28 protein-coding genes are annotated in these 26,239 nt (G+C 67.8%); 17 read left to right on the top strand and 11 right to left on the bottom strand.

What is annotated here, in order from left to right; translation table 11 throughout:
• Positions 1–24 precede the first annotated feature (24 nt).
• Both coaE and ABSH63_RS07515 read right to left on the bottom strand, forming a co-directional pair.
• Positions 25–675: a dephospho-CoA kinase gene (gene coaE, locus ABSH63_RS07520; protein ID WP_352888704.1), complete on the bottom strand. Its 651-nt coding sequence runs from the start codon at positions 673–675 to the stop codon at positions 25–27.
• An 81-nt stretch (positions 676–756) separates the two neighbouring features.
• Positions 757–1,620, bottom strand: coding sequence for a UDP-2,3-diacylglucosamine diphosphatase (locus ABSH63_RS07515; RefSeq protein WP_352888702.1), 864 nt, complete (start codon positions 1,618–1,620; stop codon positions 757–759).
• Positions 1,621–1,785: 165 nt separating this feature from the next.
• Between ABSH63_RS07515 and ABSH63_RS07510 the strand changes: the two genes are divergently transcribed.
• Genes ABSH63_RS07510 through ABSH63_RS07500 form a run of 3 tightly spaced genes read left to right on the top strand, consistent with a single transcriptional unit; the run spans position 1,786 to position 2,950 of the window.
• Positions 1,786–2,487, top strand: a complete 702-nt coding sequence (locus tag ABSH63_RS07510) for a PspA/IM30 family protein (protein ID WP_352888700.1) — start codon at positions 1,786–1,788, stop codon at positions 2,485–2,487.
• Positions 2,480–2,647 (top strand): hypothetical protein, encoded by a 168-nt coding sequence (locus ABSH63_RS07505; protein ID WP_352888699.1) that lies wholly within the window; start codon positions 2,480–2,482, stop codon positions 2,645–2,647. The genes ABSH63_RS07510 and ABSH63_RS07505 overlap by 8 nt, the downstream gene beginning before the upstream one ends.
• Positions 2,648–2,662: 15 nt before the next feature.
• A complete protein-coding gene (locus ABSH63_RS07500; protein WP_352888698.1) occupies positions 2,663–2,950 on the top strand; it encodes a YiaA/YiaB family inner membrane protein in 288 nt (95 codons plus the stop codon).
• A gap of 12 nt (positions 2,951–2,962) precedes the next feature.
• Here the strand turns inward: ABSH63_RS07500 and ABSH63_RS07495 are convergent, their stop codons facing one another.
• Both ABSH63_RS07495 and ABSH63_RS07490 read right to left on the bottom strand, forming a co-directional pair.
• Positions 2,963–3,565: a TetR/AcrR family transcriptional regulator gene (locus tag ABSH63_RS07495; protein ID WP_352888697.1), complete on the bottom strand. Its 603-nt coding sequence runs from the start codon at positions 3,563–3,565 to the stop codon at positions 2,963–2,965.
• A 206-nt stretch (positions 3,566–3,771) separates the two neighbouring features.
• Positions 3,772–4,980 (bottom strand): hypothetical protein, encoded by a 1,209-nt coding sequence (locus tag ABSH63_RS07490; protein ID WP_352888695.1) that lies wholly within the window; start codon positions 4,978–4,980, stop codon positions 3,772–3,774.
• Positions 4,981–5,272: 292 nt separating this feature from the next.
• On the opposite strand from ABSH63_RS07490, the gene ABSH63_RS07485 reads away from it, so the two are divergent.
• Genes ABSH63_RS07485 through ABSH63_RS07475 form a run of 3 tightly spaced genes read left to right on the top strand, consistent with a single transcriptional unit; the run spans position 5,273 to position 7,549 of the window.
• Positions 5,273–5,461, top strand: coding sequence for a hypothetical protein (locus ABSH63_RS07485; protein WP_352888694.1), 189 nt, complete (start codon positions 5,273–5,275; stop codon positions 5,459–5,461).
• 4 nt (positions 5,462–5,465) lie between these two features.
• The gene (locus ABSH63_RS07480; protein ID WP_352888693.1) at positions 5,466–6,377 is read left to right on the top strand and encodes an alpha/beta fold hydrolase; all 912 of its coding nucleotides are present in this window, start codon (positions 5,466–5,468) and stop codon (positions 6,375–6,377) included.
• A complete protein-coding gene (locus ABSH63_RS07475) occupies positions 6,374–7,549 on the top strand; it encodes an MFS transporter (RefSeq protein ID WP_352888692.1) in 1,176 nt (391 codons plus the stop codon). The genes ABSH63_RS07480 and ABSH63_RS07475 overlap by 4 nt, the downstream gene beginning before the upstream one ends.
• 49 nt (positions 7,550–7,598) lie before the next feature.
• Here the strand turns inward: ABSH63_RS07475 and ABSH63_RS07470 are convergent, their stop codons facing one another.
• From ABSH63_RS07470 to ABSH63_RS07455, 4 genes are all read right to left on the bottom strand, one after another.
• Complete coding sequence (locus ABSH63_RS07470; RefSeq protein ID WP_352888690.1) at positions 7,599–7,934, bottom strand: hypothetical protein; 336 nt, start codon at positions 7,932–7,934, stop codon at positions 7,599–7,601.
• A 74-nt stretch (positions 7,935–8,008) separates the two neighbouring features.
• Positions 8,009–8,272 (bottom strand): DUF4404 family protein, encoded by a 264-nt coding sequence (locus tag ABSH63_RS07465; protein ID WP_352888688.1) that lies wholly within the window; start codon positions 8,270–8,272, stop codon positions 8,009–8,011.
• An 86-nt stretch (positions 8,273–8,358) separates the two neighbouring features.
• Entirely contained in the window at positions 8,359–9,177 is an 819-nt protein-coding gene (locus ABSH63_RS07460; RefSeq protein ID WP_352888687.1) for a dienelactone hydrolase family protein, read from the bottom strand.
• Positions 9,178–9,239: 62 nt separating this feature from the next.
• Positions 9,240–10,031 (bottom strand): acyl-CoA thioesterase, encoded by a 792-nt coding sequence (locus tag ABSH63_RS07455; RefSeq protein ID WP_352888686.1) that lies wholly within the window; start codon positions 10,029–10,031, stop codon positions 9,240–9,242.
• A 173-nt stretch (positions 10,032–10,204) separates the two neighbouring features.
• Between ABSH63_RS07455 and ABSH63_RS07450 the strand changes: the two genes are divergently transcribed.
• The 3 genes from ABSH63_RS07450 (at position 10,205) to ABSH63_RS07440 (ending at position 14,728) form a co-directional block, all read left to right on the top strand.
• On the top strand, positions 10,205–13,393 hold the full coding sequence (locus ABSH63_RS07450; protein ID WP_352888685.1) for a TonB-dependent receptor plug domain-containing protein: 3,189 nt from the start codon (positions 10,205–10,207) through the stop codon (positions 13,391–13,393).
• 85 nt (positions 13,394–13,478) lie between these two features.
• Positions 13,479–14,438 carry a beta-ketoacyl-ACP synthase III gene (locus tag ABSH63_RS07445; RefSeq protein ID WP_352888684.1) on the top strand — a complete coding sequence of 320 codons (960 nt, stop codon included), beginning with the start codon at positions 13,479–13,481 and terminating at the stop codon, positions 14,436–14,438.
• 32 nt (positions 14,439–14,470) lie between these two features.
• On the top strand, positions 14,471–14,728 hold the full coding sequence (locus ABSH63_RS07440; RefSeq protein ID WP_352888682.1) for a hypothetical protein: 258 nt from the start codon (positions 14,471–14,473) through the stop codon (positions 14,726–14,728).
• Here the strand turns inward: ABSH63_RS07440 and ABSH63_RS07435 are convergent.
• Positions 14,725–15,849: a peptidogalycan biosysnthesis protein gene (locus ABSH63_RS07435; protein ID WP_352888681.1), complete on the bottom strand. Its 1,125-nt coding sequence runs from the start codon at positions 15,847–15,849 to the stop codon at positions 14,725–14,727. The two genes, ABSH63_RS07440 and ABSH63_RS07435, sit on opposite strands and share 4 nt — an antisense overlap.
• Before the next feature lie 41 nt (positions 15,850–15,890).
• Between ABSH63_RS07435 and ABSH63_RS07430 the strand changes: the two genes are divergently transcribed.
• The 4 genes from ABSH63_RS07430 to ABSH63_RS07415 all read left to right on the top strand — a co-directional run bounded on the left by ABSH63_RS07430 (position 15,891) and on the right by ABSH63_RS07415 (position 19,532).
• Positions 15,891–16,931 (top strand): hypothetical protein, encoded by a 1,041-nt coding sequence (locus tag ABSH63_RS07430; RefSeq protein ID WP_352888680.1) that lies wholly within the window; start codon positions 15,891–15,893, stop codon positions 16,929–16,931.
• 54 nt (positions 16,932–16,985) lie between these two features.
• Positions 16,986–18,329, top strand: a complete 1,344-nt coding sequence (locus ABSH63_RS07425; protein WP_352888679.1) for an NfeD family protein — start codon at positions 16,986–16,988, stop codon at positions 18,327–18,329.
• Positions 18,330–18,351: 22 nt separating this feature from the next.
• Positions 18,352–19,104 (top strand): slipin family protein, encoded by a 753-nt coding sequence (locus ABSH63_RS07420; protein WP_352888678.1) that lies wholly within the window; start codon positions 18,352–18,354, stop codon positions 19,102–19,104.
• 215 nt (positions 19,105–19,319) lie between these two features.
• On the top strand, positions 19,320–19,532 hold the full coding sequence (locus tag ABSH63_RS07415) for a cold-shock protein (protein ID WP_352888676.1): 213 nt from the start codon (positions 19,320–19,322) through the stop codon (positions 19,530–19,532).
• Between the two features lie 176 nt (positions 19,533–19,708).
• Here ABSH63_RS07415 and ABSH63_RS07410 read toward each other — a convergent pair whose 3' ends face one another.
• Positions 19,709–21,076, bottom strand: coding sequence for a cytochrome P450 (locus ABSH63_RS07410; RefSeq protein WP_352888675.1), 1,368 nt, complete (start codon positions 21,074–21,076; stop codon positions 19,709–19,711).
• Between the two features lie 218 nt (positions 21,077–21,294).
• Between ABSH63_RS07410 and ABSH63_RS07405 the strand changes: the two genes are divergently transcribed.
• Complete coding sequence (locus tag ABSH63_RS07405) at positions 21,295–22,149, top strand: DUF3014 domain-containing protein (protein WP_352888673.1); 855 nt, start codon at positions 21,295–21,297, stop codon at positions 22,147–22,149.
• On the opposite strand, the gene ABSH63_RS07400 is transcribed toward ABSH63_RS07405, so the two are convergent.
• Positions 22,136–22,996: a hypothetical protein gene (locus ABSH63_RS07400; RefSeq protein WP_352888671.1), complete on the bottom strand. Its 861-nt coding sequence runs from the start codon at positions 22,994–22,996 to the stop codon at positions 22,136–22,138. The two genes, ABSH63_RS07405 and ABSH63_RS07400, sit on opposite strands and share 14 nt — an antisense overlap.
• Before the next feature lie 41 nt (positions 22,997–23,037).
• Here ABSH63_RS07400 and bcsD point away from each other — a divergent pair, with 41 nt between their 5' ends.
• The 3 genes from bcsD to bcsA are packed head-to-tail and all read left to right on the top strand — an operon-like array spanning position 23,038 to position 26,207.
• A complete protein-coding gene (gene bcsD / locus ABSH63_RS07395; RefSeq protein ID WP_352888669.1) occupies positions 23,038–23,541 on the top strand; it encodes a cellulose biosynthesis protein BcsD in 504 nt (167 codons plus the stop codon).
• Positions 23,542–23,556: 15 nt separating this feature from the next.
• The gene (locus ABSH63_RS07390; RefSeq protein WP_352888668.1) at positions 23,557–24,039 is read left to right on the top strand and encodes a hypothetical protein; all 483 of its coding nucleotides are present in this window, start codon (positions 23,557–23,559) and stop codon (positions 24,037–24,039) included.
• A gap of 5 nt (positions 24,040–24,044) precedes the next feature.
• Complete coding sequence (gene bcsA, locus ABSH63_RS07385; RefSeq protein WP_352888666.1) at positions 24,045–26,207, top strand: UDP-forming cellulose synthase catalytic subunit; 2,163 nt, start codon at positions 24,045–24,047, stop codon at positions 26,205–26,207.
• The last annotated feature ends 32 nt before the right edge of the window (positions 26,208–26,239 follow it).

Raw genomic sequence — 26,239 nt, 5'->3', positions numbered from 1 at the left:
CCCGCTACAAAACTCCATTGTGAACTAGATCACGGATGCCGGCAAACGCAGCCCTGGCGCCTTTGGCGTGCCGTCCGCGGCCAGGCCGAGGTAGAAGCGGTGGAGTCGCTCGACGTGCTGCTGGGTGCGTGCCAGCGGACCGTCGTTGCGCAACACGTCGTCGGCTGCCGCCAGGCGTGCCTCGCGCGAGGACTGCGCCGCGAGCATCCGCTCGATCAAGACATCGTCGATGCCGTCGCGGGCGCGAAGGCGCTCGCGCTGGACCGCCACCGGCACGTCGACCACGAGTACCCGATCCACGAGGTCATGCATCCGCGCCTCGAGCAGAATCGCGACGCTGAGCACGCAGTAGGGCGCCCGCTGTTCCGACAGCCAGGTGCGCATGCGTGCGCGGATCGGCGGGTGCGTGATCGCTTCCAAACGCCGCAGCCGCTGCGGCTCGGCGAACACATGCTCGCGCATCCGTCGACGATCGAGCGAGCCGTCGGCGAGCAGCATATCGGCGCCGAACTCGCGAGCGATCGCATCGAGCGCGGGCGAGCCCGGTGCCACCACCTCACGAGCGACCTGGTCGGCGTCGAGGACGGGCACGCCGAGCGCAGCGAAGGCGTTCTGCACGGTCGACTTGCCGCTGGCGATGCCGCCGGTCAGACCCACGGTGAGACAAGTGCGCATGAGGCGCCCGCAGTCGGAATCAGCGGCCTAGTCTGCAGACCTCGCGGGGAGATGCAAGCGCAAGGCGCTAGCGTCTGCCGATCAGGCCGCGCGGCGCGCGTCCGTGACTGGCGCCACCGTCGGGGATCCCTGGTTCAAGTGATCGAGCTGGACCCAGCGCACGACCTGGATGCGGCCGTTATTGTCCTCGGTCAGTGCCGTGCACGACTCGACCCAATCGCCGCAGTTGTAGTAGCTCACGCCGCCGATGTCGCGCGCATCGGCGTGATGGATGTGGCCGCAGACCACACCGTCGAAGCCGCGGCGCCGGCACTCGCGCGCGAGCGAGTCCTCGAAGGTCGAGACGATGTTCACCGCCGTCTTGACGTGCTGCTTGGCAAAGGCCGACAGCGACCAATAGCGCATGCCTAACATCGCGCGCGCGCGGTTGAACCAGAAGTTGAAGCGCATGGTGCCTTCGTACAAGGCGTCGCCGGCCATCGCGATCCAGCGGTGGTAGCGCGTGATCACGTCGAACAGATCCCCGTGGATGACCAGCAGGCGGCGGCCGTCGGCGGTCTGGTGCACGGCCTCGTTGACCAGCCGGATGTTGCCGATCTGCAGCTTGTAGTCGACGAATTTGCGCAGGAACTCGTCGTGATTGCCGGTGACGTAGTGGACCCGAGTTCCGCGCTTGGCCTTGGTCAGGATCTTGCGCACGACATTGGTGTGCTCCTGCGGCCAGTACCAGCCGGAGCGCAGCTTCCAGCCATCGACGATGTCGCCGACCAGGTAGAGGTGATCGCAGGTATGGTGTTTGAGAAAGTCCACCAGGTGCGCCGCCTTGCAGCCGGGCGTGCCCAGATGCACGTCGGAGATCCAGATCGTCCGATAGTGGGTCTTGCCGTGGGGCTCGATATGGTCCTTGCGCCGCGGCCTCGGCGACGATCGGATCGGCGCGCTCATGCGTAAATCCCTGTTTTCACGGCCGGCATGATCCGGATGCCGGGTGTGCGATCGATGACGGCTGCGTGAAGCTTTCGTGACGGTCTTGCTGAGCGCTTGACAATGAACACTGTTCATAACAATCTTTAATGAGCGGCGTTCATTACCGCGACACGAGGAGTCAAAATGGCAAGTCTGATGGCAAGAATCCGCGAGATGGTCGCGGCCCATGCGCACCACGGTCTCGACCGGGTCGAGAATCCGGATGTCATGGCACAGCAGGTGCTGCGCGACCTCACCGAGGACATCCAGGCGGCGCAGCGGGCGCTGGTCGTTGCGCTAGGCGCGCACAAGCGCCTCGCTAAGGAGCGCGACCGCCTGCATGAGGACGCCACCGGCTGGGACGCGAAAGCCGGAGCGCTGCTGCGCGCCGGCGACGAGCGGCTCGCCCGCGAAGCCCTGCAACGCGCGGTAACGGCGCGCGCGCAGGCAAAGGCGCGCGAGCGCCCGCTGGCTTCGGCGCAGCAGGCGGCGCAGCGCGTGCGCCAGCAGATCGATCAGCTCAAGCGCGAGCTCGCCGAGGCGCAGATCCGCGCCGCCGAGATCCGCGCCTGCCTGACGGCGGGCGAGGCCGCCGGCGTCGCCCTGCGATTTCGCGATCACTACGGCCGGGCAATGGCGCGGGCGCAGAAACTGGACCGGTTGGCGCAAAAGGCCGGCAGCCTCGAGGCCGAAGCCGCCGCCGCCGCGGAGCTGGTCGAAGAGGCGCACAGCCTCGATCGCGAAGCCGAGCGCGTGACCGTCGCGGCCGAGGTCGATGCGGCCATGGCGACGCTCAAAGCGCGGGTTCAGGCCGATGGCACATCATCACGACCAACAAATGAATGACGTTCACGACTGCCGCCAGGTCACTACGCCACGCGGACTGCGCCTGCGGCGTTTGCTGCGCCTATCGCTGAGAACCGCGGTGCTCAACTGTCTGTGCGTGCTGCTTGCCGACCCGCGCGCGCCTGGCCGCTGGCTCGGTGATCTGATCTCGACGTTCTAGAAAAGGAGTCTCGACATGGAAAACCAGTACGACAGCACGCGCTTGGATTCGCCCGCCTGGGTGTTCTTCGTCAAGGTGTCCTTCGCCTGCGCGCTCGGCGGCATGCTGTTCGGCATCGTCATGATGGGCGAGGTGCCGATCTGGATGCGCGGCTATCTGGTGCTCGGCACCCTGTTTCTCACCGGCGCGACCTTCACGCTCGCCAAGACGCTGCGCGACCAGTTCGAGGCCGGCAAGCTGATCAATCAGCTCGCGCAGGCGCGCACCGAGAAGCTGCTCAAGGAGTACGGTGTCGAGCGCTGAACCGCGCCGGTTTCAAACGTGCGCCAGGCCGGCGACGAAGGTGGAGACGAGCTGGTCGCTGTAGCGCTGGAAATCGGCGTCGCCGGCCCATTTCAACTTGCCGCCGACCGCGAGCGCGGCGATGCCGTGGACCCCGCTCCACAGCGTCGCCGCGGTCTGGCGCAGGCGTGCCGGTGAGGTCCTCGGCAGCAGCGGCGCGAGCGTGGATTCGACCAGCTCGAACATGCGCTTGATGCGCAGCTCGCTGCTTGGCCGCGGTTGCATCGCCGGCGGCAACTGGTGTTCGAACAGCATGCGGAAGCGGTGCGGATGGCGTTGTGCGAATTCGATGTAGGCGGCCGCCAGCGCGCGCAGACGCGCGAGCGGTTCGACGATGGTTTCGGCGCGGTCGCGCAGGTGGCCGTAGATCGCATCGGTGGTGCGCTCGTTGATGATCGCGAGCAGATCGTCCTGGTTCTCGAAGATCAGATAGAGCTGGCCGACGGTGTAGCCGATCGCGTCGGCGACCTTGCGCATCGACAGCCCGCCGAAGCCCTCGCGCACGAGAATCAGTTCGGCCGCGGCGATCGCCATGTCGCGCTGCTGTTCACGGGAATGCTGGTTGCGACGCCCCATGGACGGATTCTAGCGCCCGGATGAACATTGTCCATTTGTTCTCGGGCGCCCCGCTGCGGCGGTCGTGGCCTGCGTTTGCCGTGATCCCGACCCGCAGTTGCGCCCGGTGTCGAGGACGCGGCCGCGCGCGTGGCGAATGGGCCAGCGCGCGATGCCGCGAGCTGGCCCGACGCCGCGGACCGCGTGGTGATCGCAGGCAACGCCGATCAACCGCCGTCGCCGCAGAGCACCGACAGCAGCGGCAGCCCGGCGAACGGGCAGTCACCGCCGCCGGCGCCACCGCCGATGCCACCGGCCAGCGTGCCGAGCACGCTCTGGACGATGCCGAGCACCGGCCCCAGCGGATTGCCGCCGCCGCCACCGCCGATGCCGGCGAGGGCCTCGCTGAGCGGGGCGAGCAGTGCCGGCAGCAACTCGTTCTCGATCGGATCGAGCACCGGGTCGAGCGCACCACCGAGCGTATTGGCGAGCACCGGCGTGCTGACCGTGCCGACGAGCTGACCCAGCAGCGCCGCGAGCTGTGCGGCACCGCTTTCGATCGGGCCACTGATCAGGCCATGCTGACCTGCCTGCGCCTCGAAGGCGCGCACCGGCACGACCTCTGTGAGCAGATTCACCAGTGTGTGCTCCAGCAGCACCTGTACGCCGGCGCCGGTCGCGGGGCCGTCGTAGGCGAGCGCGGCATCGAGCAAGGCACTGGTGTCGTCGAGCGCCATCGACAGCGTCGTCAGCGCGGCGCCGGCAATCGGCGTCTCGTAGGCCTCGGCCGGAACCTGGGCGAGGCCGTTCTGCAGCGCGAGCTTGAGCTGTGCGACGAGCGCGGCGACGCTTGACAACTGCAGGTCCTCGCCGGCGTTGCCGCTGCCATTGACCAGCGACGCGATCTGTGCAAGCACCGGTCCGAGCGCAGCGCCCAGCGGCGCCAGCGGTGTGCCCTCTAGCGGATTCACGCCGGAGTCGATGCGCTCGAGCGCAAGAATGTCGGCGGTGCAGCCCTCGCCAAGCCCGGCCAGCGATTCGAGCAACTGCGTCAGGTTTGCCGCCAGCGAACCCAGCGCGGCGGTCAGCGCGGCCGGATTCGGATCGAGCGGCGTGCCACCGCCGCTGAGCAACGTGGCCTGCAGTTGCGCCAGCACGGTGTCGCCCAGATCGAGCACGTTGTAAGTCACGACTTCATCGGCGCAGCGGATCACCGCTTCGAGTGGGGTGCCTGCCGCCGCCTCGGCCAGTGGCGCGAAGACGCCGCTGCTGACCTGATCCTGCACCGGGTCGAGCGGACCGCCGACGCGGGCGACGACGATGTAGTCGGTATCACTGCGACTCGGCGGCGCGGCCGGCGGTGAGCCGCCGCCACCGCAGGCACCGAGCAAGAATCCGGCGCCGACGATGGCGCCGATCGTTGAAAAGCGAATCATGGTGAGCTCCTCGTGATTGCTGCGTCTTGGGGTACTGCCCCGACGAGCGGACTCTACGAAGCGCCTCGTGTAGGACGGTTGCCATCGGTCGCGAGCGGCGCCAACCGCCGCACCAGTGGTCGTTTTCGGTCGCGTCAATGCCGCCGGTCGCCGCCGGCCGTCGCTTCATCGGTCCGGTTGCCCTCGCGCCGCCGTTCACGGCCATTCGCCGCGTCAGGCAGCTCCCGACGCTGCGCTGTCCGCTGAACGCTGGCCACTTGCCGGCGGGTCGCAAGCCAGCGGGCCAGCAATCATGGATGCGTTCACGATGGTGGTGCTGATCGTGCGGATCGACTCGATCGGCGCACCGGCGTCGGCGCTGCCGAGGCTGCTGTGCGCACGACGCTCGCGGTGCCGAGCGCCGGCGGCGACTGACCCCGCCGCCAATGCGGTGCCGGTGCCGCCTGGTGCCAGAATGCGCGCCGGTTCTCCCATGGAATAAACGCATGCCCCGCGTCCAGGCCAACGGTATCGAGATCGAGGTCGAGTCCTTCGGTCGTGCCCAGGATCCGGCGATCCTGCTGATCATGGGCCTCGGTGGCCAGATGGTGCTGTGGCCGGACGATTTTTGCGCACGCCTCGCCGCGGCAGGCTATCGCGTCGTGCGCTTCGACAACCGCGACGTCGGCCTGTCGAGCAAGCTCGATCATCTGGGCAAGCCGCCGCTGCTGCGCAACGGCATCGCCCATACGCTGAGGCTACCGGTGCGCGCGCCGTACCGGCTCGATGACATGGCGCTGGACGCGGTCGGCGTGCTCGATGCGCTCGACATCGCGCGGGCGCACGTCGTCGGCGTGTCGATGGGCGGCATGATTGCGCAGATTCTCGCTGCGCGGCATGCGCCGCGCGTGGCGAGCCTGACGTCGATCATGTCGAGCAGCGGCCATCCCTGGCTGCCGGGGCCGCGGCTGGATCTGCGCTTGCACCTTCTGAAACGACCGGCGCGTCTGGATCGCGAGGGCCTGATCGCGCACGGCATGAAGACCTGGCGTCTTCTCGGCAGCCCGGGCTATCCGGAAGCCGAGGCGGACCTGCGTGACAAGGTGGTCCGCCAGATCGACCGCAACGTGCATCCGCAGGGCTTCGTGCGTCAGCTCAGCGCGATCATGGCTTCGGGCAGCCGCGCGTCCTTGCTCAGGCAGGTGCGCGCGCCGACGCTGATCATCCATGGCAAGGACGATCCGCTGGTGCCGGTCGCCGCCGCGCACGATCTGAAAAAGCGCCTGCCGCACGCGCAACTGGAGATCATCGACGGCATGGGTCACGATCTGCCACGGGCGCTGTTGCCGCGCATCGAGCGCCTGATTCTCGACCACCTCGGCGGCGTCGCGGACCCGCCGCAGCAGCGCTGCGCTTGAGCGCGACACCGTCGTCGCCGGCCTGGCGCGTCGTCGTCGCCGCCGGCGCCGGGCAACTGCTGGCCTGGGGCAGCAGCTATTACCTGCTGGCGATACTTGCGCGGCCGATGGCCGCGGATATGGACCTTGCGCCGCTGTGGGTTTACGCGAGCTTCTCCGGCGCGCTGCTGGTCGCCGCGATGCTCGGCCCTTTCGCCGGTGCGCGCATCGACCGCCATGGCGGCCGATGCGTGCTGCTCGCGTCCAACGCGCTGTTCGCGCTGGCGCTGATCGTGCTCGCGCTCGCAGAGGATCGCTGGAGTCTGCTGCTCGGCTGGCTGTTGATGGGCGCGGCGATGCCGATGGGGCTATACGACGCGGCGTTTTCGACCATGGTCGGGCTTTACGGTGCACGCGCGCGGCGGGCGATCGTCGGCATCACCCTGATCGCCGGCTTCGCCAGCACGATCAGTTGGCCGCTGACTGCGGCGATCGAGGCCGAGGCCGGCTGGCGCGCCGCCTGCGTGGTCTGGGCCGTGCTGCATCTGACGGTTGGCGCCGGCATCCACGCCTGGCTGCTGCCGCCGTCGCCACCGATGTCTGCGCATCCCGCAGTGGCGGCGGCGGCCGCCGGCGACGGCGTCGGCGTACCGCCGCCGCGGACCCTGTGGTTGCTGGCGCTGGTGTTCACCGCCAGCGGCTTCGTCTTCGCAGCGATGGCCACGCACCTGCCGCGACTGCTCGAACTCGGCGGTTGCAGCCCCGCGCAGGCGGTCGCGGCGGCGTCGCTGGTCGGCATCGCGCAGGTGGTCGGGCGCGTGGTCGAGGCCGGCTGGTTGTCGCGGCTGCATCCGCTGGCGACGGCGCGGCTGTCCAGCGTGCTGCACCCGCTGGGCGCGATGCTGTTCGCGCTGTTCGGCGGGCCGCTGGCATTCACGTTCGCGGCGCTGCACGGCGCCGGTGTGGGCATCATGACCATCGTCAAGGGCACGCTGCCGCTGGCGCTGTTCGGCACCACAGGCTTCGGTCGCCGCGCTGGCCTACTCGAAGCGCCGGCGCGGCTGGCCCAGGCCACGGCGCCCATGCTGTTCGGTGTCGCCCTCGATCACTGGGGCGCGGCGGCGCTGTGGCTGTCGATCGCCGCCGGCGCGATCGCCGTGGCCGGCGTGCTCGGCCTGCGCACGCGTGCCTGAACGAAAAAGCCGTCGCGAACGACGGCTTTGAACGTGCTGCGGACCGGCTTCAGGACGTTGGGGCAGTCTTGCTCGGTGCCTTTTTCGCGGCTCTCTTGGTCGCTTTTTTGGCCGGCGCCTTCTTCGCGGCCTTCTTCGCCGGCTTGTTCGGCTGGGCTTCGGACTTGAGCAGATCGAGCAGCTTGTCGACCGCACCGGCGACCGGCGTGCCCTTGACCGCGCGCTTGAACTGGTTGACGCGGTCTTCGTGCGACATCACCCAGTTCAGCGCCGCCTCCGCTGCCTTGGCGCGCAGCGCGGCGATCTGCTTCTTGCGCGATGCGGCAACCGAATCGAGTTTCTTGCGGAACGCCTTGAGTTGCGACTCGAAACCTTGCGTGGCCATGCGTTTGACTCCCTGAGCGGTGGAGCTACGAGCATAGGCAGATTGTGCGCGCGACGCCAGCGCCGCGCGTGGCTTTAGATCCCCATCGAGCTGAGGGTGTCGACCAAGCGGCGCAGCAAGCCGGCGGCGCGCGGATGCTCGGCTTCGAAATCGGCCACGGCCTCGCGGACGCCGCTCAGGAAAGACTCGTGCGGTTCGCTGTCGCGTTGCTCATCGAGCTGCGCGTCGATGCGTTCGACCAGCTGGCGCAGGCGCTCGCGACCCGGCGCTTGTGCTGGTAGACGTTCCAGCTCGGCGCGTAGCGCATCGAGGTGCTCTTGCAGTCGCTGGCGGTTCATCGCGCGGTACTCCGGTCGACCGGTTGCATTGTCATCGAGGGCGCCGGCGCTGTCCAAGCGTCGGCCGCGCGCACACCGGTCTTGGATCAGTCGACGCTGGCGAAGGCCTCGGCGAGAAAATCGTGCATCGTCGCGAAGGCGCGCCGGGCAATCTTGGCGTCGTACATCGCCTGGCCCGGCATGTTGGCATCGGGGTCGGTGAAGGAATGGACCGCGCCGCCGTAGCTCACCAGTTGCCAGTCGACATCGGCCGCGCGCATTTCCTTGACGAAGGCCTCGACCTGTTCGGCCGGCACGTAGGGGTCGGCGTCGCCGTGCAGCGCCAGGATGCGCGCGCGGATCGGCGCGTTCTCGATCGTGCCCGGCAGCGACAGGTTGCCGTGCAGAGATACCGCAGCGGCGATGTCGATGCCGGTGCGCGCGAGTTCGAGCACGGTGGCGCCGCCGAAGCAAAAGCCGATCGCCGCCACCTTGGATACGTCGGCCGGCACGCCGAGCGCGGGCGCCGCTTGGACCGCCGCGGCATGCGCGGCCGTAGCGCGTGCGCGCAGCAAGGCGCGGTTGCCGTAAAGCGCCTGCACCGCCTTGCCAGCGGCCTGGGGGTCGGCCGGCTGGCGCTCGGCGCCGTACATGTCGGCGACGAAGACCACGTAGCGCTGTCCGGCGATCTCGGCAGCCTGCCGGCGGTTGGTCGCGTTGGTGCCGAGCCAGTTGGGCACCAAGAGCACCAGCGCTCGCGCGGTCTTCACGGTGTCGTCGAAGTAGAAGTAACCGCGATGCGTGACGCCGTCGATCTCGTAGTCGACGGCCTTTTCGACGACGGCGGCGGGCGCCGGCAGAACGATCATCGCACCGGCGGCGAGCAGCAGCCGCGAGGCGAGACGGGCAAAGGGTTTGCGCAGCATCGGAATCTCCCAACTTGGCGGGCAAGCACTCGATCGAGGTCGCCGCGCATGCGGACGTCGCATCAGCCGAAGACGACGACCGACTGCCGGCTCAGTGCGGCGAGTCTGCCATCCGGCGTCCACAGTTGCGCGCTCTGGCCGAGATAGCCGTCCGCGCCGGCGGTCACCTCGGTATCCATGCGCCAGAACGCATCGAACGCAAACTGCGTGCGCTGATCGAACAGCTCCAGCGTCCAGGTCATCGAGCTGGCCATCGCGCGCTTGCGCAGCACCGACAGCCCCGGCGAAGGCACGGTGTCGGCGAGCGCGATCAGATGCGTCTCGTCGAGCGCCTGTGCCTCGCGGTGGCGCACATGAATGCAGGTGCGCGGCTCGCTCGCGCCCTGGAACGGAAAGCCGCCCTGCGACCAGCGCATCACGAAATGCTGCGTGAACGCCGGCGTCACGCCCTCGACGTACCGGAACTCACGTCCACCGTCGGCGGCGCGCCCAGCATCCGGCTGAGGCGGCGCGATGGCGAGTTCCGATCCCCGCGACTTGCCGAAGATCGCGACCACCAGACACAGCGTCTGCTCGCCGTCCACGATGCGGCATTCGGCGTGCACGGTGAAGCCGCCGATGCGCAGCACGCGCCCCTGCAGGCGTACCATGCCCGCCGGCACCGGCGCGACGAAGGTCGTCTGCAGCGCACGCAGGGGCAGGTCGGCGGGGACGTGATCGCGTAGCGCGCGCACGCACAGCGCCGCCTGTAGACCACCGAAGGCGGTGCGGCCCTGCAACCAATCCTCGCCGACAGCGACCTGCCACCCCTCGTCGTCGCGGCGCAGGCTGTCCAGCAGTTCACGAAAGATCATCGGAATCGGGCATCCAGACGGGCGGGGACGCATCTTACCGGCCAGCGATGCGGCGACGGAGCTTGGGGGAAAACCCGCGCGACATCAGCAACGGCTTACGTTACCGTGCGTAAAATGACGACATTGTCGGCCCTCTTCGACGGGGGTCCCAGCGTGATCGACAGGGGATGTACATGAGCAGGCAGGTTTGGGGCGGTCAGGGCGTCGCGGCGCTTTTGCTGACGATGATCATCACGGGGGCAGCGGCTCAGGAAAGCCTCGAGACGCCGCCCGAAGCGGCTGCGGAGATTCAGGCCCTGGGAGATGTCCAGCCGGTCCCTGACGCGCCGTCGCCGACCCCGGACGATGCGGAGGATGCCGATACGGCGATGATCGAGGTCGAGCCGCTGCGCGACGATACGCCGCCCGAGGAGGCCCTGGCCGCGCCCGAGGACAGCGCCCGGCTCGATACCATCGAGGTCACCGGCTCGCGCATCCGGCGCGCCGACTTCGAGACCGCACAGCCGGTCACCATCGTCAGCCGCGAGGACATCGAACGCACCGGTCTGACCAACATCGGCGACCTGCTGCAGGAACTGCCGTCAGCGGGTTCCGCGCTCAACCGCCAGTTCAACAACGGCGGCTCCGGTACCACCGAGATCGACCTGCGCAACCTCGGTTCGCAGCGCGTGCTGGTGCTCGTCGACGGCCACCGCTGGGTCGCCGGCACCAGTTTCGCGAATCTCGCCGCGGTGGACCTCAACACCATCCCGGTCTCGGTGATCGAGCGCATCGAGATCCTCAGGGACGGCGCCTCGGCGATCTACGGTTCCGACGCGATCACCGGCGTGGTCAACATCATCACCAAGAAGGACTACGACGGCGTCGAGGTGCGCGCGCAGGCCGGGGCCTTCGACGACGGTAAGGGTTTGCAGCAGGCCTACAACTTCACGGTGGGGACGTCGAACGCGCAGACGTCGATGTTCTTCGACATCAGCTTCGTGCGTCAGGACGATCTGTTCGCAGGCGACCGCGCGATCTCGCGCGAGCCCAAGTTCGGTACCGGCCTGACCCGCGGCAGTCTGTTCACGCCGCGCGGTACACTGTTGTTTGTGCCCACTCCCGCCAACGGCGCGATCCTCGGCACCGAGCTGTGCCCCAGTCTGACCGCCGACGTCGCCAACGGGGTCATCGGCGATCTGATCCCGGGTGCGCCGCCGCTGCCCGATCCGCAGCTCGGCGGCGTGCAGCTGTGCCAGATGATTCTGCGCCCGGACCTCGACTACCCGGCGATCATCGGGGATGCGTCCGAGACCACGGCGACGGTGCGGGGCTTGTACGAGCCGTACAACAACACCTCGCTCGATCCGGCCGTCAACGACGCCTACAACTTCGCGCCGATCAACTACCTGCTGACGCCATTCGAGCAGACCACGCTGTTCGGCAAGGCCAGCCACGCGTTCACCGACGGTCTGCGCTTCAACCTCCTGCTGCTCTACAACAACAGCAAGACCGAGCGCCAGCTTGCGGAGACGCCCCTGCTGTTCGGCGATCTACTGTTCCCGCCATACAACAGCATCTACATCGCTGCCGACCAGCGCTTCAACCCCTTCGATCAGGACATCGGCCGCACTGGCGAGGACGGTCTGATCGGCACCGGCATCCTCGCCCGGCGTCTGGTCGAACTCGGACCGCGCTTTCTCGGCCGCGACAAAAAGACTATCTTTGCGCGCGCCAGCGTCGACGGCCTCGTCGACATCTTGAACACCTCGGTGAACTGGGATGCCGGCTATTCACTCGGCCGCTCGGATAACACCAACGTGCACCGCGGTGACGTCAACATCGAGCGCCTGGCGCGCGCGATCGGTCCGGACGCCGACTGCGTCGCGCCCTGCGTGCCGCTCAATCTGTTCGGCGGTCCGGGCAGCATCACCCCGGAGATGGCGAACTACATCAGCTACACCGCATCGAGCTACGAGCAGGCGCAGACCGAGGATCTGTACGCCAATGCGGCCACCTTCTTCTCCGTGCCGGGACTCGCCGCGCCGCTGGGGGTCGCCGCCGGCGTGGAGTACCGCAGCGACCAGTTCACCGAACAGCCCGATCCCTTCGTCGAGGCTGGCATCAGCAGCACCAACATCCGCCGCCGCACCGAGGGCCGTTACTATGCCAGCGAGGCTTATCTCGAATTCGATCTGCCGATCCTCGCGGGCCTGCCGTACGCCGAGGAGCTGGGCCTGTCACTCGCCGGCCGTTACACCCGCTACAACACCTTCGACCCGGCGACCACCGGCAAGGTGTCGCTGCGCTACAAGCCGATCGCGAGCCTGATGCTGCGCGGCACCGTCTCGCAGGCCTTCCGGGCGCCCTCGCTCACCGATCTTTATCTCGGCGAGGCCGACAGCTACCCCGCGCTCGACGATCCCTGCGTCGATCCGCTGCCGGGGAGCAATGCCGAGGCCAACTGTGCCGAGGACGGCGTCACCGATGCGGATCAGTTGTCTTCGCAGATCCTGACCAAGTTCTCCGGCAACCGCGATCTCGATCCAGAGACGGCGGACACCATCACCGCCGGCATCGTCTGGAGCCCGGACTTCGCGCCCGATCTGGGGGTCACCGTCGACTACTTCAACATCAAGCTCGACGACTTCATCACCAACCTGGGCCCGGACTTCATCCTCGACGTCTGCTACAACGCCGAGCGCACCAGCGGGCGCCCCGAGGTCTGCGACTTCGTCGTTCGCAACAACAACGGCACCGGCAGCATCCAGTTCATCCGCGCCGCGACGTTCAACTTCTCGCGCCTGGAAACCTCCGGCGTCGATTTCAACCTCGAGTACCGGCTGCCGATCGAACGTCTGGTCGAGGGCCTGGGCACCTTCAAGCTGACGTTCGACTCGCAGTATCTGATCAACTACGACAGCTTCCTGCCGACTGTGGACGGCAGCGAGCAGAAGTTCCCTGGCGCCGGCCAGAACTTCGGTGACACGCCGCTGCCGCGGGTCAAGGCCAACCTCGGCATCGCCTGGACGCGTGACGTCTGGAGCGCGAGCTGGATAGTGCGCTACATCCGCAGCACGACAGAGTTCTGCAATGACGGTATCGAACCCTCGCTGCGCGACATCGGGGTCTGCTCGGATCCGGACCCGGATCTGTCCGACGGCAACGACGACTCGACCAACGAGCTCGGCGACGTGTTCTATCACAACGTCCAGGTCGGCCTGGAAATCCCGGATTGGCAGACGCAGCTCCTCGTCGGCGTAATCAATTTGTTCGACCAGCAGCCGCCGGTGTCCTACACGGCCTTCGCCAACAGCTATCCCGGCACGCTCTACGAGGCGCCGGGGCTGCAGCCATATTTACGCCTGAGCACGCGCTTCTGAGGCTCACTCCCGACCCCGCCGGCCGGCACGGCGGCGGGGTTTTGCCGCTCGCATCATCGCGGCCGGCTTCGGCTAAGCTTGCGCGATGGCCTACTCCAAGATCGTTGGCACCGGCAGCTATCTGCCGGAGCGTGTCGTCACCAACCAGGAACTCGAATCGCGGATCTCCACCAGCGACGAGTGGATCGTCTCGCGCACGGGCATCGAGGCGCGCCACGTCGCCGCCGACGGCGAGCTGACCAGTGACCTGGCGCTGCGCGCGGCGCAGAACGCGATGACCGCGGCCGGTGTCAGCGCCGACGAGATCGACCTGATCGTGGTCGCGACGACGACGCCGGACATGGTGTTCCCGTCCACCGCCTGCCTGCTACAGGCCAAGCTCGGCATCAAGCGCGGCGCGGCTTTCGACGTGCAGGCGGTGTGCACCGGCTTCATCTACGCGCTCGCCACCGCCGACAAGTTCGTCGCCAGCGGCGCGCACAAGTGTGCGTTGGTGGTCGGCGCCGAGGTGTTCTCGCGCCTGCTCGACTGGAACGATCGCCGCACCTGCGTGCTGTTCGGCGACGGCGCCGGCGCAGTCGTGCTCAAGCCATCCGATGCACCGGGCATCTATTCGAGCCATCTGCACGCGGACGGCAGCTACAGCCACATCCTGCGCGTCGCCGGCGGTATCGCCGAAGGGCAGATCCGTGGCAATCCCTACCTGGAGATGGACGGCCAGGCGGTGTTCAAGCTCGCGGTGCGCGTGCTCGACGAGTGTTCGCGCGAGGCGCTCGAACACAACGGCTTCAAGGGCAGCGACCTCGACTGGTTCGTGCCGCACCAGGCCAATCTGCGCATCATCAATGCCACCGCCGACAAGATGGGCGTGCCGCGCGAGCGCGTCGTCACCACGGTCGCGCGCCACGGCAACACCTCGGCGGCCTCGGTGCCGCTGGCGCTCGACAAGGCGGTGCGCGACGGCCGCATCCGGCCCGGTCATCTGGTGCTGCTCGAAGGCGTCGGCGGCGGCATGACCTGGGGTTCGGTGCTGCTGCGCTTCTGACGGTCGCGGCCGGATCGGGCATTCTGCGCGGCATGGCCCAGCTCATCACCCTCATCGTCGTACTCGGCACGCTCGCGCTCATCCTCACCCGTATCCGCGCCGGAGCGCTCCACTTTCGTTTCGGCGAATGGCCGCTGGGCCAGCAGATCGAGGCCGGGCTCGCGCTGTTGTTCGCGCTGCTCGCGGCGCTGGCCGCCGCCGCCGGCGAGTACGGCTTTGCGAGCTGGCTGGTGTCGATGGCGGCGCTGCTCGCCGCTTTCGCCGTGCTGACCTGGCCGAAGTCGGGCTAACTGCGTTCGCGATACGCGCTGTGCGTGGCTAGCGCGCGGCACTGCGCGGCGATGTGCCCGCGTTCCTCGGCATAGAAGTCCGCAATCGCGCGCGCAAAGCCGGCATGCGCGTACCAGTGGAACGACGGCACGGTGAGCGGATCGAAGCCGCGCAGCAGCTTGTGCTCGCCCTGCACGCCGGCGTCGAACACCGCGAGTCGATGGCGGATCGCGTAGTCGATGCCCTGGTAGTAGCACAGCTCGAAGTGCAGCAACTCGTCGTCGACCGCCGCGCCCCAATGACGTCCGCACAGGCGCTCGCCATCGACGAAGAAGAACGCCATCGCGCGGATCTGGTTCCCGCGGCGCGCGGTGCAGAACTGCATGCGGGCGCCGAAAGCACGGGCCCAGTCGCGCAGGACGCCGCGGGCGAGATAGGGCGCCTGTCCGCGCCGATGATAGGTGCGCGCATAAAGCGCATAGACGCATTCCCAGTCGTCGCCGGTGAGCGCATCGCCGCGCTGCCAGGCGATGTCGAAGCCTCGTTCGGCAACCAGGCGGCGTTCGCGGCGGATGTTCTTGCGCCGCTTCGATGACAGCGCGTCGACAAAGGCATCGAAGTCGGCGTAGCCGCGGTTGTGCCAGACGTAGCGGAGCTGTTCGCGCCGCAGCCAGCCCAGACCCTCGAGCACTGCGGCGTCGGCGGCCTGCGGATAGAGCACGTGCGCGCCGGAGGCGCCGCGCGTGCGCGCGGTCTCGATCAGGATTTCGGCCTGCACAGTGCGCCCGGCGTCGTCATCGGCGAGTAGACGCGGTCCCGGGACCGGCGTGTACGGCACGCAGCAGACCAGCTTGGGGTAGTAGTCGAGGCCGCGCTGCGCGTAGGCCTGCGCGATCTGGAAATCGAAGACGAACTCGCCCCAGGAATGCGTCTTCAGATACGTCGGTGCGCGCAGCTCCGGTAGCGGCGTCCAGCCGGTGCCGGTGCCGACGCTGCCGTGGCGTTCGAGGGCATCGAGATAGTCGCGGGAAGTGAACAGGTCGTGCAGCACATGCACAGCATGCCGTAAGGCGGGCCAGTGTGATCGCTTCGCCCGCGCGCCAGCGCAGTGCCCGGCGCAGTCAATGCGCGGGCGCGCCACACCCCTTATCGTGTCGCGCCATGGCCGAACCGGAGGCTCCCGTGTCGAAGACCAAGACGGCCGAGGGTGTGGCCGACGCGCTGCTCGATGCCCACGTGGCCTATCTCGTCGATGAGCTCACCGGCGAGGGTTTGCGTGAACTGATCGCACTGCAGCTCGACGGCCTGCTCGCCGACGCTGCGCGCCTCAAGCTCAAGGACGTGGTCAGTGCGCGCATGATCAAGGACACCGCGCGCACCTACGCCGCCGAGATCGAGCTCGGCGGCGGGCTGCCGGAGCTGGTCTCGGCCATCGCCCGCGCGCTGTACGCGCACAAGATCCACGACCGCACCGCGCTCAAGGACGTGGTCGCGCATGCACGCTACGAGGAGTTCGTCGACAAGCTCCTCGAACTGCGGTCCCTGCGCGAGAAGCTGCTGCGCGCGGTCGTCGGCAGTCCGATCTACATCGCCTTTGCCTCGGACCTGCTCTATCACGGCATCAAGGACTATCTGGCGCGCGGCAGCGAGCTCACGCGCAACCTCCCCGGCGCCGGTTCGGTGATGAAGCTCGGCCGCAGCGTGCTGAACAAGGCCTCGCCAGGCATCGAGCACATGCTCGATGACCAGTTGCGCCGTTACGTCGCCAAGAGCGTGGAGGCGACTTCGCGCCGCAGTGCCGAATTCGTATTGCGGCATCTGAACGAAGACGCCCTGCGCCGGATGACGCGCGAAATCTGGGACAAGCTCAAGTTCGAGCACTTCGGCGGCCTGCGCGAGGACCTCGCCGCCGACGACATCGAGGACCTGTTCGTCATCGGCTATGAGTTCTGGCGCGAGCTGCGCAAGACCGAGATCTACACCACGCTGATCGATGCCGGCATCGACGCCTTCTTCGAGTTGTACGGCAACCGCACGCTGAGCGCGCTGCTCGACGAGATCGGCGTGACCCGGCAGATGATGCTCGATGAGGCGATGCACTTCGCGCCCCACGTGCTCAAGGTGCTCAAGCGCAAAAAGCTGCTCGAGGCGATCCTGCGCCGCGGCCTGGAGGGTTTTTACCGCTCCGGTGCGGTGGAGCGGGTGCTCGCCGTCCACGGGTGAGGGGCCACCCCTGCGCCGTGTGTGGCGGCGCGCACGCGGCGTATACTGCGGGTCATGCACCGGTGGCTGGCCATCGCCGGATTTGTTGCGGCCGTATGCAGTTCGGCGGCGCAGGCTTCCTACGTCGCGCTGGTCGAGATCGACGGCGCGATTGGCCCGGCCAGCAGCGCGCATTTCGAGAAAGCCCATGCCCGCGCGGTCGATGGCGGCGCGCAGGCGCTGGTGCTGCGTATCGACACCCCGGGCGGGCTCGACAGCGCGATGCGCGACATCATCCGCGGCATCCTCGCCTCGCCGATTCCGGTGATCGGCTGGGTCGGTCCCGGTGGCGCGCGGGCGGCCAGCGCCGGCACTTACATCCTCTACGCGACGCATCTCGCGGCGATGGCGCCGGCGACGAATCTGGGGGCGGCGACGCCGGTGCCGGTCGGCGGCTCGTGGCCGCTGCCGGGCGCGCGCGACGAGCGCCGCGAGCCGGGGGAGGACGGCGACACCAAGACCGCCGAGCCGCCGCACGACGCCGGGCAGGCCAAGGTGATCAACGACGCGGTCGCCTACATCCGCGGTCTGGCCGAGCAGCGCGGGCGCAATACCGACTGGGCCGAATCCGCGGTGCGCGAGGGCGCGTCGCTTTCGGCGAGTCAGGCACAGGCGCAGAACGTGGTCGAGCTGATCGCCGCCGATGTCGCCGAGCTGTTGCAGGCGGCCGACGGCCGCCGCGTGCACACCGCAGCCGGCGAGCAGACGCTGCGCACCGCGGGTCTGCGCGTCGAGACCATCGAGGCGGACTGGCGCATTCGGCTCTTGAGCGTGCTGACCAATCCCACCGTCGCCTACGTGCTGATGCTGATCGGCATCTACGGGCTGCTGCTCGAAGGTTACAGCCCCGGCGCGCTGGTGCCCGGCATCGTCGGCGCGATCAGCCTGTTGCTGGCGCTGTACGCCTTCCAGATGTTGCCGGTGAACTACGTGGGTCTCGCGCTGATTCTGCTCGGCGTGGCGTTGATGGTGGCCGAGGCGCTGGCGCCGAGCTTGGGCGTGCTCGGCATCGGCGGTGCGGTGGCTTTCGTGTTCGGCTCGATTCTGCTGATGGACGCCGACGTGCCCGGTTACGCGGTGAACCTCGGGGTCATCGCCGGCATCGCCGTGTCGGCCGTCGCGTTGCTCGGCATCACCCTGTTCCTGCTGTGGCGCGCGCGGCGTGCGCCGGTGGTCACCGGCGACGGCGGCTTTGCCGGCCAGCATGCCGTCGCGCTCGAGGCTTTCGAGTCCGAAGGCTGGGTCGAGTTCGCCGGCGAGCGCTGGCGCGTGCGCACGACGCATCCGCTGACCAAGGGGCAGCGCGTGCGCGTCATTCGCCGCGACGGCCTGTGGCTCGAGGTCGAACCCGTGAACTGAATCCACCAACCAGGAGAACACCATGCTCGGACTGAGTGGAGCCCTCATCGCCGTCGTCATCGGCCTGATCGTCGCCGGCATCAAGATTCTCAACGAGTACGAGCGCGGCGTCGTGCTCACCTTCGGCCGCTACACGGCGACGCGCGGACCGGGCCTGATTTACGTGTTTCCGGTGATCCAGCAGATGCTGCGCGTGGACCTGCGCACCGTGGTCATGGACGTGCCGCCGCAGGACGTGATCTCGCGCGACAACGTCTCGGTCAAGGTAAATGCCGTGCTGTACTTCCGCGTCGTCGATCCGGCCAAGGCGGTGCTGCAGGTCGCGCAGTACTACGAGGCCACCAGCCAGCTCGCGCAGACGACGCTGCGCTCGGTGCTCGGCCGCCACGAGCTGGACGAGATGCTGACCGAGCGCGATGCGCTCAATCGCGACCTGCAGGAGATCCTCGACAAGGCCACCGACGCCTGGGGCGTGAAGGTCGCCAACGTCGAGATCAAGCATGTGGACCTCGACGAGAGCATGATCCGCGCGATTGCGCGCCAGGCCGAGGCCGAGCGCGTGCGCCGCGCCAAGATCATCCACGCCGAAGGCGAGTATCAAGCCGCGGTCAAGCTGCGCGAGGCGGCCAGCGAGCTGGCCAAGGAGCCGCAGGCGCTGCAACTGCGCTACCTGCAGACCCTCATCGACGTCGCCGGCGAGAAGAACTCGACGATCGTGTTTCCGCTGCCGTTGGACCTGATCACACCATGGTTGAGCAAGCGCGGCCGTGAATGACGGCGCGGGTGCGGCTTTCGCGTCGCCCGTACCAGGAATTCGACAGCGGCCTTGCTTTCGCGTAGAGTGCGCGCCGCAGTCGTTTCAAGCCATAGACACCGAGTGGTTGCGCGGCCATCGTTAGGCCGGCACGTTGCCTCCTGATGCCTTCCTTGATCGCATGCACCCTGCAGGCGGGCGAGCCTGTTCTTTACTTCAATCCAAGGAATGTATCCATGAGCAATGTTTCCACCGGCACCGTGAAGTGGTTCAACGAAGCCAAGGGCTTCGGCTTCATCACCCCCACCGGGGGTGGCGAAGATCTTTTCGCGCACTTCAAGGAGATCCAGGGCACGGGCTTCAAGACCCTTACCGAAGGCCAGCGCGTGGAGTTCAAGCCGCAGCGCGGCCCCAAGGGCATGCAGGCGACGCAGATCCGCGCGATCTAAAGTCCGCACCCGCTGCACAAGGAACCGCGGCCTCGTGCCGCGGTTTTTCGTTGCCCGACGATTGTGGCCCTCGGCGGCGAAGATCCAAGGCTGGGCGTGGCCGCAACAGGGTCCGCGACGACGCGGACGCAACCGATCCGAGTCGTCGGCCGCAGCCGTGCGGTCTGCGGCTGGCGTCAGTGACGCAGCCCCTTGACCCGCACCTTGAAGTCGTTGGCCGGCCCCGGCGTCGGTGCGGTCTTGGTCTTGAGCACGTAGTCGGGCGACTCCAACTCCATGTCGAGCTTGTGGAAGATGCGCGCCATCGAGATCGCCATCTGCACCTCGGCGAGGCTCTTACCGAGACAGGTGTGCGGGCCGCGGCCGTAGGGTGAGTAGACGCCCGGCTGCATGTGCTCGGCACGGCCCTTGGCGTAACGGTCGATGTCGAACTTCTCCGGCTCGGGCCAGTACTCGCCCATGAAATGCGGCACCGAGGTGCCGATGTAGATCATCTCGCCCGCGTAGATCTGGTGTCCTTCGAAGACGAAGTCCTTGGTCGCCGTGCGCATTTGCGCGACCGCGATCGGATACAGCCGCATGGTCTCCATGATCGCGCCGTTGAGGGCCGGCAGCTCCTTCATGAAGGTCTCTTCGTTGATCGGCCCCTTGGCGAACAGCGCGTCGACCTCGGCGAGGACGCGCGCCTTGACCTCGGGATGCTTGAGCACGCAGTAAACCACCGCGGAGATCGTGTTGGCGACGGTGTCCAGACCGGCGACGTAGGGACCCGTCAGCGAGACGATCAGATCGGACGCCGGCATCACCTCAGGGGTTTCGACGTGGGCGGCGTAGATGTCGTCGATCAGGTTGCGCTCGCCCTGCGGCACCTTGCCGTAGCGCGCCTTGGCCTGCTCGATCATCTTGTAGCCTAGCTCGAACACGCGCGCCTTGGCCTTTTTGTAGACCGGGCGCTTGAGCAGGATCTTCGGCCGCTGGCGCGTCACCAGCACGTTGAGGATGTGCAGGATGGTGATGCGGATGTCTTTGACGTACTCCAGCGGCGCGGCGCCGGTCAGGATGGTGCCGAGCTGGTCGACGACCAGGTACTGCATCGCCTGCAGAACCGGCACTTCGGTGCCGACCGGCCAGTCGCGCTGGAGCGCCTTGTCGGTGATGTCGACGAGCTCGTTGTAGCGGCCCTTGATGGACTCCTTGGAGTAGCCGTGGCGCATGATGTCGCGCAACTGCTTGTGCGCCTCGCCGTCGGAGCCGGTGAGCACGCGCGTGGCGCCGTATTCCTGCACCAGACCTTCCCAGAACTCCTTGGAGCGCAGGCACTCCTTGCCTTCGCGCGTGCCGAGGAAGTTCGCGGCCTCGACCCCGGCGATCAGCACGTAACGCTGACCCAGCACCTTGAGTCGGCACACCGGGCCGTACTTGCGATAGCACTGCAGGAAAAAGCGGGCCGGGTCCCTGGCCATGTCGAGCACGTTGCCGAGCAGCGGCAGACCGGGGACCTGCGGCGTGGGACGTAGGGGCAGCGCGGGGGCGGCGGATGTCATGCGGCGCGTCTCCGTGTGGGGCCTCGCTCGAATTTCGAGAAGGCGTTTCGATAATCGGTGCAGGTTGTAGCAGGGCGGCGCCGCGGCGGACTCACCCGTGTGGATGACGCGCGGTTTTCGCGTCGCCCCCTTATCTGTGGGAAACTGCCGCGGCAGCGCGCCTGGTGGGGTCCATAGCGGCGCGCACCAGGCATCGGCACGAGTAAGCACGGACGGACATGAGCAAAGGCACTCGCATCGCGGTGGTGATCGCGCTCTTGGCAGGGGTCGTGGGTGGCGTCTGGTACTGGTTCCGCGACCGGCCGCCGCAGCACTTCGCGCCGCCGGTTGCGACCGCGAGCCCGTCGCCGGCGGACGCGGGCACGTCGCAGGGCGCCGAGTACCCCGTTGCCGAGCCGCCGACCGCGATCGACCGCGCTGCATCCGCGCCGCAGGCGGCCGCTGCGCTGCCGCCGCTGGACGATTCCGACGCGCTGCTGCGCGCCATGCTGGAGCGCAGCTTCGGCACCGGTCCGGTCGAGGCCTTTCTGATTCCCAATCGGCTGGTGCGACACATCGTCGCCACCGTCGACAGCCTCGATCGCGAGCCGGTGCGCCTCAAGCACCGTCCGCTGGTCCACGTGCAAGGCCCGCTCGCGGTCGAGCCGCTCGGCGAGCGGCTCTACGTGCTCAGCGCGCGCAACTATGAACGCTACGACGCCTTCGTTTCCGCCCTCGATGCGGTGGACGCCGGCACCTTGGTCGACGGCTATCTGCGCTACTACCCGCTATTCCAGCGCGCGTATCGGGAGCTCGGCTATCCGCGAGGGGACTTCAACGAGCGCGTGATCGCGGTCATCGACCACCTCGTCGCCATGCCGCCGGTCGAGCCGCCGGTGCAACTGTTGCGGCCCAAGGTGCTCTACACCTTCGCCGATCCACGGCTCGAGAACCGTTCGTGGGGGCAGAAAACCCTGATCCGCATGGGGCCGGCCCATGCCGAGACGGTGCAGCGCAAACTCGCCGCGATCCGCGCCGAGATCCTCGCGCGTGGCGCCGTGGACAGCGGCAAAACCGGGTTCACCCCGGATTGAGGCGCAGCAGCGTGGCGCTGCTGGCGCTGGTGGTGACGATGACCAGCATCTCGTCGGTCCCGGCGCGGCGCAGCGTGGCGAGGCCGGATTCGAGCCGCGGCGACGGCGTGCCGCTGCACTGGATGCGCAAGGAGGCACCGTAGAGGTTGAACTTTTGGTCGATCAGCGACAGGCGCCCGCTGTAGTTGCAGCCGTCGGCATCCTGGCCGAACAGATCGCCGCCCTCGCTGATGCTGAAGCTCGCGGTCGCGGTGCCGAAGTTGTCCTCGTTGACCCAGGTGCCGGCGACCAGTGGCAGGTCGGAGCGCCGTTCGTACTGTGCCCGGGCATAACTCCAGGAGATGTTGCCGCTGTCGATGACGTCGCTTTCACCTTCGACGCTGGCGGCATAACTCATCAGGATGCGCGCCTCGGGGTCGAAGCCGCCCGTGGCAGTGATCGCGAGTCTGCGCACCGTCTCGCCCGGGGCTGGCGTGTCCCCCGGCGCCTCGCCGTCGTCGCCGGCGGGCGGTGCCTCGCGGCGCTGAAAGCCGCGAGCCTGCCAGTTCAGGTCCCGCCCACTGGTCTCGTAGCGGCCGCTCGCGATCAGCTCACCGTCTTCATCGAAGGCGAAGATGCGTTCGGGGCTGACCAGCGCGGTGACGGCGAGGGTGCGATCGTCCGCGACCGAGCTCAGCGTGCCGCCATAGATCCCCGCCGGCGCCGGACTCGGTGGGCGCACGACAGGTACGTCGAGGGCGTCGATCTGCGAGCCACAGGCACCGACCACGGCCGCCAGCGCGGCGGCGGCGCCAAGGCGCACCTGCAGCCCTCGAACACGCGGACCATCCACGAGTAATCCACACATTTCGATTACAGTTGTAGGAGAATACCGGGACGAGGAGCAGTATGCCTGAGTCGAATCGCCGCCTGAACATGGATCCCCGCAGCATTGAGTATCTGCTGCGCCGCCGCCCGGCCGAGACCGTCGAGCCGTTGGTGCGCGCCCTGTCGGCGGAGCTGCAGTCCCAGGTGCCGGAAGACCAGTTGCGGGCCTTGGCGTACATGGCGGGACGGCGTCTGGCGGCGCAGCACTCGATCGGCGAGGTGCGCACGCTGGCCGAGTTCGAAGCCTTTGCCAACGACACCCTGGAGCGGCTGGACTGGGGCTGGATGCAGGTGGAGGAAACGCCGGGGGCGGTCGATATTCTCCACGGTTGCGCCCCGTTGGAGCGCTGTTTCGGCGAGGGCGTGCAGGGCTGGGCGCCGGCGTTTTTCGAAGGTATGTATGCGGAATGGATGCGCCAGCTCGGCGCGGGTGAGCGTCTCGACGTGCGGCAGATCCTCGGGGGATCCTTGCCGTCGGAGGTGATGCGCTTCAGACTTGCCCACGAGTCGAGCTTTGCGCAGTAGTTTGGGGAGCACATCATGAGCGGACAACCCGATCCCGTGTATGACGATGTCGGCTCGCTGGTGAACCAGCTGGGCCTGTCCGGCATGCGCTACCGCGAGTTCGGACCGCGCAAGCCAGCCGTGGTGTCGTCGGCAGGCCCCGCTGCCCCGGCGGCCCCAGCATCCCCTCCAACGGGCGCGTCCGCCGCGCCGATGTCGCCGACCCCGCCGGCGCCGCCCGCGAACGGGCCGGGCGCGGCGGCCAGCACCGCGCGCGGCACGCCCGTTCCCACGGCCGTGGAGCCGCCGCGCCTGCGTAGTGTCTCGGCCGCGAGCCCCTTGAGCTTCACCTTCGAGCGCCTGCGCCGCCAGGCCATCGGCAGCGCCGTGCGTGCCCCCGCGCTGCGGCTCGACCTGCCCGGTCGTGCCCCCGCGTGTACCGCCGACGTCAGCCCCCAGCCCAAGAGCTTGCGAGAGGTTTTCGCGGCACTCGAGGCCCACGCGCCGCGCCGTAGCTGAGCCGCATGACGGCGTCGCAGCACCGACGTCCGCGGCTTTTGGACTTAAGCTGGCCGATCCTCATCGGCCTGTCTGCGGTGCCGGCCTACGTGGTCGTCACTACGCCGCTGACCCTGGAATGGCAGGCGCTGTGCGGGCTGCTGATGATCGCCGCGGCCCTGATCGCGCGCCGGTTCGAGCGCCGCTCAGTCCTGATCGGCCTGATGGTGCTCTCGCTGCTGGCGAGCAGCCGCTACCTGTACTGGCGCATCACCCAGACGCTGCCGATCGGTCCGCAGTTCGACGCCTGGGATCTGTTCCTGGCCACTGGCTTGCTCATTGCCGAGATCTACGCCTATCTCATCCTGTTGTTCGGTTTCATCCAGACCGCCTGGCCGCTGGGCCGCAAGCCGGTGCCCTTGCCGGATGATCCGGCGTTGTGGCCGACGGTGGACGTCTTCATCCCCACCTATAACGAGCCGCTCAAGGTCGTGCGTCCGACCATCCTCGCGGCGCTGGCGCTGGACTGGCCGCGCGACAAGCTGCGCATCTACGTGCTGGACGATGGGCGTCGCGAGGAGTTCCGAGCGTTTTGCGAGCGCGTCGGGGTCACCCACGTCACCCGGCCCGACAACAAGCACGCCAAGGCCGGCAACATCAACGCCGCGCTGAAGAAAACCAGCGGCGAGCTGATCGCGATCTTCGACTGCGATCACGTCCCGACGCGTTCGTTTCTGCAGTTCACCGTCGGCACCATGCTGGCCGACCCGAAAGTGTCGCTGGTACAGACGCCGCACCATTTCTTCTCGCCGGATCCCTTCGAGCGCAATCTCAATACCTTCCGCAAGGTGCCCAACGAGGGCGAGCTGTTCTATGGCCTGATCCAGGACGGCAACGATTTTTGGGATGCCTCGTTCTTCTGCGGCTCCTGCGCGGTGCTGCGCCGCACCGCGCTCGAAGAGATTGGCGGCATCGCCACCGAGACCGTGACCGAGGACGCGCACACCTCGCTGCGCATGCACGCGCGTGGCTGGAAGAGCGCCTACATCGCCATTCCGCAGGCCGCGGGCCTGGCCACCGAGTCGCTGTCGGCACATGTTGGACAGCGCATCCGCTGGGCACGCGGCATGGCGCAGATCTTCCGCATCGACAACCCCTTCCTGATGAAGGGGCTGAAGTGGGGTCAGCGCATCTGCTACGCCAATGCGATGATGCACTTCTTCTACGGCCTGCCGCGGCTGATCTTTCTGACCTCACCGCTGGGTTATCTGTTGCTGGGGGCCGACATCATCGCCGCGCAGGGCTGGATGGTGCTCGCCCATGCCGCGCCGCACGTGGTGCTGGGTACGCTCACCAACAGCCGTGTCCAGGGCCGCTTCCGTCACTCGTTCTGGTCCGAGGCCTACGAGACGGTGCTGGCGATGTTCATCCTGTGGCCGACGTTGCTCGCCTTCATCAACCCCAAACTCGGTAAGTTCAACGTCACCGCCAAGGGCGGCATCGTCGACCGCGACTACTTCGACAAGGACATCGCCAAGCCTTACTACTTTCTGTTCCTGCTCAACGTGCTGGGCCTGATCGTGGGCGCGGTGCGCTTTTTCACCGAGACCGAACACGCCGATACCGTGCTGCTCAACGTCGGCTGGACGATCTACAACCTCTTGATCATCGGCTGCGCGCTGGCCGTGGCCTCCGAGCAGCGCCAGGTGCGCCGCGCGGTGCGTGTGCGCGTGCGCCTGCCGGCGCTCTTGCGGCGCCGCGGATCGACGGCGGTCTATCCGGTCGACACGCTGGACGTGTCCGATGCGGGCGTCGCCCTCTCGCTGCCCGAGGGGTTCGCCGCTGAACCCGGGGCGCCGATGCAGGTCGTACTGATTCCGCAGCGCTCGGACGTCTGGCTCGACGGGCGTGTGCGCCGCGTCGGTCATGGCCTGCTCGCGCTGGAATGGGACGAGATGAATCTCGAACAGCAGATGTCCATGGTCAATGCCCTGTACGGCCGCGCCGATGCCTGGCTCAAGTGGCGCGATGCGCGCGCGGTCGATCGCCCGCTACTCGCCTTGCGCGACGTGGCGCGCTTCGGCGTTCTGGGCGGCTACAAGTTCCTGCGCTGGCTGGTGCAAGAGCTGCGGCGCGTGGTGTCCCCGCGGCGCGCCGCCGCAGCCGGTGCCGCCGGTGGTCACGGCTAGGCGCAAGGACGCGGACGTGCATCGGCGCACCG

The sequence above is a fragment of the Sinimarinibacterium thermocellulolyticum genome, assembly GCF_040327995.1.
GTDB lineage: Bacteria > Pseudomonadota > Gammaproteobacteria > Nevskiales > Nevskiaceae > Solimonas > Solimonas thermocellulolyticum.
This window is presented reverse-complemented; position numbering and strand designations above follow the sequence as displayed.